This window comes from Streptomyces sp. NPDC006261 (assembly GCF_040613515.1).
Classification (GTDB): Bacteria; Actinomycetota; Actinomycetes; order Streptomycetales; family Streptomycetaceae; genus Streptomyces.
The window spans coordinates 88703-95285 of sequence record NZ_JBEXSI010000030.1; the positions used below are offsets into that span (position 1 = coordinate 88703).

Genomic DNA, 6583 nt, shown 5'->3' on the forward strand with positions numbered 1-6583 from the left:
CCGATGTCCGTCCGGTGCTGCTAGAGACCGGCGGCCGCGCGGAGGGCGTCCACGCGGTCGGTGCGCTCCCAGGTGAAGTCGGGGAGCTCACGGCCGAAGTGCCCGTACGCGGCGGTCTGGGCGTAGATCGGGCGGAGCAGGTCGAGGTCCCGGATGATCGCGGCCGGACGGAGGTCGAAGACCTCACCGATCGCGTTCTCGATCTTCTCCGTGTCGACGGCGGCGGTGCCGAAGGTCTCGACGAAGAGACCGACGGGCTCGGCCTTGCCGATCGCGTAGGCGACCTGCACCTCGCAGCGGGTGGCGAGCCCGGCGGCCACCACGTTCTTGGCGACCCAGCGCATCGCGTACGCCGCTGAGCGGTCGACCTTGGACGGGTCCTTGCCCGAGAAGGCGCCGCCACCGTGGCGGGCCATGCCGCCGTAGGTGTCGATGATGATCTTGCGGCCGGTGAGGCCGGCGTCGCCCATCGGGCCGCCGATCTCGAAGCGGCCGGTCGGGTTCACCAGGAGGCGGTAGCCCTCGGTGTCCAGCTTGATGCCGTCCTCGACGAGCTGCGTGAGCACGTGCTCGACGACGAACTCGCGGATGTCGGGCGCGAGCAGCGAGTCCAGGTCGATGTCGCTGGCGTGCTGCGAGGAGACGACCACGGTGTCCAGGCGGACCGCCTTGTCACCGTCGTACTCGATGGTGACCTGGGTCTTGCCGTCGGGGCGGAGGTAGGGGATCGTCCCGTTCTTCCGGACCTCGGACAGGCGCCGCGAGAGACGGTGCGCGATGTGGATCGGGAGCGGCATGAGCTCGGGGGTCTCGTCGCAGGCGTACCCGAACATCAGGCCCTGGTCGCCCGCGCCCTGCTTGTCGAGCTCGTCCTCGTCGCCCTCGACCCGCTTCTCGTACGCGGTGTCCACACCCTGCGCGATGTCCGGCGACTGCGCGCCGATGGAGACCGAGACACCACAGGAGGCACCGTCGAAGCCCTTTTTGGAGGAGTCGTAGCCGATCTCCAGCACCTTGTTGCGCACGAGGTTGGGGATGTCGGCGTAGGCCTTGGTCGTGACCTCGCCCGCGACATGCACCAGACCGGTGGTGATCAAGGTCTCGACGGCGACGCGCGAGGCGGGGTCGTCGCGCAGGAGCGCGTCGAGGATCGTGTCGCTGATCTGGTCAGCGATCTTGTCGGGGTGACCCTCGGTGACAGATTCCGAGGTGAAGAGACGGCGGGACACATCGCTCCCTGGGGTTGCAGCGGCTGCTGGCTGATCATGGGTGGCACGGCCGAGAGCTGCGCTCGGTACGTACCGTCGACCAGTTTATCGGTCACGTCCGTCGGCCGGGGCATGCGTCTCGCCCTTTGGAGCGCGACAGCCCGTGACACGACGGACACCTGAAGGATAATCCACCGTTCCGGGCGGTGGTTACGTCCCGTTATGGACCACTCTGGCTCACCCGGGGGGTTGATTGTCACATCTGCTGGAACCTTCCCGAAACCAGGTCCCAGACCGTGTCGGCAAGCACTTCCTTGGGCCCGTACGGCACGGAGGTCTCCGTTCCGTCCGTGGAGAGGACGACCGCCTCGTTCTCCTCGGAACCGAAGGTCTTCCGCTCCCCCACCTCGTTGACCACGAGGAGGTCGCAGCCCTTGCGGCGGAGCTTGGCCCGGCCGTTGGCGAGGACGTCGTCGGTCTCGGCGGCGAAACCCACCACGACCTGCGCGGGCCGGGCCCGCTCGGCGGCGACCTCGGCCAGGATGTCGGGGTTGCGGACCAGGGGGACGACGGGCGCCTCCTCGCCGTCCTTCTTCTTGATCTTCCCCGGGGCGTACTCGGCGGGCCGGAAGTCGGCCACGGCCGCCGCCATCACCACGACGTCCGCGTCGGCGGCCGCCTTCAGGACGGCCTCCCGCAGCTGGACCGCCGTACCGATCCGTACGACGTCGGCCCCGGCCGGGTCGGGCAGCCCGGTGTTGGCCTCGATCAGGGTGACGCGGGCGCCCCTGGCCACGGCGGTGCGCGCCAGCGCGTACCCCTGCTTGCCGGAGGACCGGTTGCCGAGGTAGCGCACCGGGTCCAGGGGCTCGCGGGTGCCGCCCGCGCTGATCACCACATGGCGCCCCGCGAGGTCGGGTCCGGTGATTCCCCGCGCCAGCACCCGGCGGCAGACCTCGAAGATCTCGCCCGGGTCGGGCAGCCGGCCCTTGCCGGTGTCGACGCCGGTGAGCCGCCCCACCGCGGGCTCGATGACGACGGCGCCCCGGCGACGCAGAGTGGCGACGTTTTCCTGGGTGGCCGGGTGCTCCCACATCTCGGTGTGCATGGCGGGGGCGAAGACCACCGGACAGCGGGCGGTCAGGAGCGTGTTGGTGAGCAGGTCGTCGGCGAGGCCGTGGGCGGCCTTGGCCAGCATGTCGGCGGTGGCCGGGGCGACGACGACGAGGTCGGCGCCCTGCCCGATGCGTACGTGCGGCACCTCGTGGACGTCGTCCCAGACCTGGTCGGAGACGGGGTGGCCGGAGAGCGCGGACCAGGTGGCGGCGCCGACGAAGTGCAGCGAGGAGGCGGTCGGGACGACCCGTACATCGTGCCCGGACTCGGTCAGCCGGCGCAGCAGCTCGCACGCCTTGTAGGCGGCGATGCCCCCGCTGACCCCCAGGACGACCTTCGGCTTGTCCACTGTGTCTCCCCGCACTCGGCAACGTATGGAACGTAGCTCCCATGCTGCCTCACCCCGCGGGGCGCACTCACCCGGCCCCGGACACACCTCAGGCCCGGCGGACGGGCCGCCGGGCCTGAGGGTGGTGCAAGGTGCTGTCCTGCTTACTGAGCGGGGCCCTCGATGGGCTCGGAGGTCAGCAGGCCCGCGTTGATCTCGCGGAGCGCGATCGACAGCGGCTTCTCGTGCACGTGGGTGTCGACGAGCGGACCGACGTACTCAAGGAGACCTTCGCCGAGCTGCGAGTAGTACGCGTTGATCTGACGCGCGCGCTTGGCGGCGTAGATGACCAGGCTGTACTTCGAGTCGGTGGCCTCGAGGAGCTCATCAATCGGCGGGTTGATGATGCCCTCGGGCGTGGTGATGGAAGAGGACACTCTCTGCCTTCCGAAGGGGGTAAAGATCAAAGAAATCTTTGATAGTGCGGATTCCGGCGAGTCGGACACGGGGTCGAACTCCGGGCCAGCGGCGGCGTAGGGTTCAGCCGCTGCTGTCAGGGTGGTCGGAAGCCTGCAGCATCAACGTTAGCAGCTCACGGGCCACGTCCTCGACGGAGGTGTTGACGAGCGTCGTATCGAACTCGGCCTCGGCGGCCAGTTCGACCTTCGCGGCGGTGAGCCGGCGCTCGATCACATCGGGCGCCTCGGTGCCCCGGCCGGTGAGCCGGCGCACCAGCTCCTCCCAGCTCGGCGGAGCCAGGAAGACCAGGCGCGCATCGGGCATCGACTGGCGGACCAGCCGGGCGCCCTGGAGGTCGATCTCCAGCAGAACCGGCTCGCCCGCCTCAAGGCGGTCGAGCACGGCCCGGCGCGGCGTGCCGTAGCGGTTACCCGCGAACTCGGCCCACTCCAGCAGCTCACCGTTGGCGATGAGCTTGTCGAACTCCTCGTCCTCGACGAAGAAGTAGTGGACACCGTTGCGCTCCCCGGGGCGGGGCTTGCGGGTCGTCGCCGACACGGAGAGCCAGACCTCGGGGTGCACGGTGCGCATATGAGCGACGACCGTGCTCTTGCCGACCCCTGAGGGGCCGGAGAGCACGGTCAGCCGCGGACGTACGTCCGGGGGTGCGGGGGACGTCCCCCGGGATGTTGCAGCCATGGAGCGATTATCCAGGTTCCCAGGGGTGTCTGAGAACCTCGGGCGGAACGTCAGGCGGGGCTGCCGCCGAACTCGCGCTCCAGGGACGCGATCTGGTTGGAGCCGAGACCCCGGACCCGGCGGCTTTCGGAGATGCCGAGACGCTCCATGATCTGCTTGGCACGGACCTTGCCGACGCCGGGCAGGGACTCCAGGAGGGCGGAGACCTTCATCTTCCCGATGACGTCGTTCTCCTGGCCCTGCTTGATGACCTCGTGGAGGGAGGCGCCGGAGTGCTTGAGTCGATTCTTGACCTCGGCCCGCTCCCGGCGAGCCGCGGCGGCCTTTTCGAGCGCGGCTGCGCGCTGTTCAGGGGTAAGGGGCGGAAGAGCCACGCCTACGTCACCTCGGATGTCGATCTGTCGGATACGGACCGGTGGGGAAGCTGGACGCCCTCCACCAGGTGAGCGACGAACACACTGTGCCCGGCTGCTCTCGACGGAGACTAGCGGCCAGGGCCGCTGTAGTCAGCGAGAACAGACGAAAAGTCCTGGTCAGCCTTGGCCGACCAGGACATTTGCCGCATAACCACCGGGTTTCCGGTCAGTAATTCGTCAACAGCCTGTAAACGTGCCAGGGTCAACTGCCGGAGACGGCGCTGCGGACCTCGTCCGCGAACCGTCCGGCCGCTTCGCGCAGCCCTGACGCGTCCGGACCGTGGCGCAGCACGCCCCGGCTCACGCTCGGCACCACGTTGCCGACCGCGTCGCCGAACACCGCCGGAAGATCCGCCGGGGTCGCCCCCTGGGCGCCGATGCCGGGCGCGAGAAGCGGTCCGTTGATCGCCAGGTTCACCCCCGCGTCCCCGAGCGTCGCCCCGACCACCGCACCGACCGAGCCGAGCGGAACCGCGCCCTCGTTCTCCGCCGCCATGTGGTCCAGCATCAGCTGGGCGAGCGAACGGCCGTCGGCGGCGGTGGCGCGCTGGACCTCGGCGCCCTCCGGGTTCGAGGTGAGGGCCAGGACGAAGACGCCGGCACCGGAGACGGCGGCCGCGTCGAGCGCCGGGCGCAGCGAGCCGAACCCGAGGTACGGGGAGACGGTGACCGCGTCGGAGAAGAGCGGGGAGTCCTTGTCCAGGTACGTCGCCGCGTAGGCACCCATGGTGGAGCCGATGTCGCCGCGCTTGGCGTCCATCAGGACCAGCGCACCGGCCGCCCGCGCCTCCGCGACGGCCTTCTCCAGTACGGCGATGCCCCGCGAGCCGAACCGCTCGAAGAACGCCGACTGCGGCTTGAGGACGGCGACCCGGTCGGCCAGCGCCTCCACGACGGTCCGGGTGAAGCGCTCAAGGCCCGCGATGTCGTCGTCCAGCCCCCAGGAGGTGAGCAGGGAGGCGTGCGGGTCGATGCCGACGCAGAGCGGCCCCCGGGTGTCCATGGCGAGGCGCAGCCGGGCGCCGAAGGGTTCGGGTGTCACAGGGCGGCCTTCTTCCGGGTCTCGGCGCCGACGGCCTCGGCGAGGGTGGCGTAGGGGGATGCGGCGAGCCGGGCGGCGAGCCCCTTATGAATCGCGCGTGCGTAGAAGGGACCCTCGTAGATGAACGCGCTGTAGCCCTGTACGAGGGTGGCACCGGCGAGGATGCGCCGCCAGGCGTCCTCGGCGTTCTCGACGCCCCCGACGCCCACCAGGGTGATCCGGGTCCCGACACGGGCGTACAGGCGGCTCAGGACCGCCAGGGAGCGCTCCTTGAGGGGTGCGCCCGAGAGCCCGCCCGCCTCGCCCACCAGTTCGGGGGCGGATCGCAGGCCGAGCTCTTCGCGGGCGATGGTGGTGTTGGTGGCGATGATGCCGTCGAGGCCGAGCTCCACGGCGAGGTCGGCGACCGCGTCCACGTCCTCGTCCGCGAGGTCCGGGGCGATCTTGACGAGCAGCGGAACGCGGCGGCCGGTGACGGCACGGTCAGCGGCCTCCCGGACGGCGGTCAGCAGGGGGCGCAGGGACTCGGTGGCCTGGAGGTTGCGCAGACCCGGGGTGTTGGGCGAGGAGACGTTGACGACCAGGTAGTCCGCGTGGGCGGCCAGCCGCTCGGTGGACTTCACGTAGTCGGCGGCGGCCTCGGCCTCCGGCACGACCTTGGTCTTGCCGATGTTGACGCCGACCGTGGTGCGGAAGACCGGGTTACGGGAGGCGAGCCGGGCGGCCACGGCTGCGGAGCCCTCGTTGTTGAAGCCCATGCGGTTGATCAGCGCGCGGTCCGCGACGAGGCGGAAGAGGCGCTGCTTGGGGTTGCCGGGTTGCGGTTCGCCGGTGACGGTGCCGATCTCGATGTGGTCGAAGCCGAGCATCGCCATGCCGTCGATCGCGACCGCGTTCTTGTCGAAGCCGGCGGCCAGCCCGAAGGGGCCGTGCATCCGCAGGCCGAGCGCCTCGGTGCGCAGCTCCTTGTAGCGGGGCGCGAGAACGGCGGCGACGAAGGTGCGCAGGACGGGGATGCGGGCGGCGAGGCGGATCCAGCGGAAGGCGGTGTAGTGGGCCTGCTCGGGGTCCATCCGCTGGAAGACCAGCCGGAAGAAGAACTTGTACATGGGGAGATGTCCTCGGATGTTCAGTGGCTCGGTGGGGCTCGCAGAGAGGGGGACACCGTTTCCGGTGTCCCCCTGCTGGGCTGCTAGTCGCGGGCCGCTGTCAGATGCTCGGCGTGTTCCTGGAGGGAGCGGACGCCGACGTCGCCGCCGTTGAGGGCGTCGATGCCCTGGACGGCTGCGGCGAGTGCCTGCACGGTGGTGAGGCA

Annotated in this window: 7 protein-coding genes; all 7 read right to left on the reverse strand. The window is 70.1% G+C overall.

Annotation, left to right across the window (positions count from 1 at the left end; all coding sequences use genetic code 11):
* Positions 1 to 20: 20 nt before the first annotated feature.
* The 7 genes from metK to ABZ154_RS20950 all read right to left on the reverse strand — a co-directional run bounded on the left by metK (position 21) and on the right by ABZ154_RS20950 (position 6377).
* Complete coding sequence (metK, locus tag ABZ154_RS20920; protein ID WP_015607346.1) at positions 21 to 1229, reverse strand: methionine adenosyltransferase; 1209 nt, start codon at positions 1227 to 1229, stop codon at positions 21 to 23.
* Positions 1230 to 1464: 235 nt separating this feature from the next.
* Positions 1465 to 2673, reverse strand: coding sequence for a bifunctional phosphopantothenoylcysteine decarboxylase/phosphopantothenate--cysteine ligase CoaBC (gene coaBC / locus ABZ154_RS20925; RefSeq protein ID WP_356834684.1), 1209 nt, complete (start codon positions 2671 to 2673; stop codon positions 1465 to 1467).
* 143 nt (positions 2674 to 2816) lie between these two features.
* The gene (rpoZ, locus tag ABZ154_RS20930; RefSeq protein ID WP_015607348.1) at positions 2817 to 3089 is read right to left on the reverse strand and encodes a DNA-directed RNA polymerase subunit omega; all 273 of its coding nucleotides are present in this window, start codon (positions 3087 to 3089) and stop codon (positions 2817 to 2819) included.
* A 103-nt stretch (positions 3090 to 3192) separates the two neighbouring features.
* The gene (gene gmk, locus ABZ154_RS20935) at positions 3193 to 3810 is read right to left on the reverse strand and encodes a guanylate kinase (RefSeq protein WP_356834686.1); all 618 of its coding nucleotides are present in this window, start codon (positions 3808 to 3810) and stop codon (positions 3193 to 3195) included.
* 50 nt (positions 3811 to 3860) lie between these two features.
* On the reverse strand, positions 3861 to 4184 hold the full coding sequence (locus ABZ154_RS20940; RefSeq protein WP_003970367.1) for an integration host factor: 324 nt from the start codon (positions 4182 to 4184) through the stop codon (positions 3861 to 3863).
* A gap of 244 nt (positions 4185 to 4428) precedes the next feature.
* On the reverse strand, positions 4429 to 5268 hold the full coding sequence (gene pyrF, locus ABZ154_RS20945) for an orotidine-5'-phosphate decarboxylase (protein WP_356834688.1): 840 nt from the start codon (positions 5266 to 5268) through the stop codon (positions 4429 to 4431).
* Positions 5265 to 6377, reverse strand: a complete 1113-nt coding sequence (locus ABZ154_RS20950) for a quinone-dependent dihydroorotate dehydrogenase (RefSeq protein WP_356834690.1) — start codon at positions 6375 to 6377, stop codon at positions 5265 to 5267. The genes pyrF and ABZ154_RS20950 overlap by 4 nt, the downstream gene beginning before the upstream one ends.
* Between the last annotated feature and the right edge of the window lie 206 nt (positions 6378 to 6583).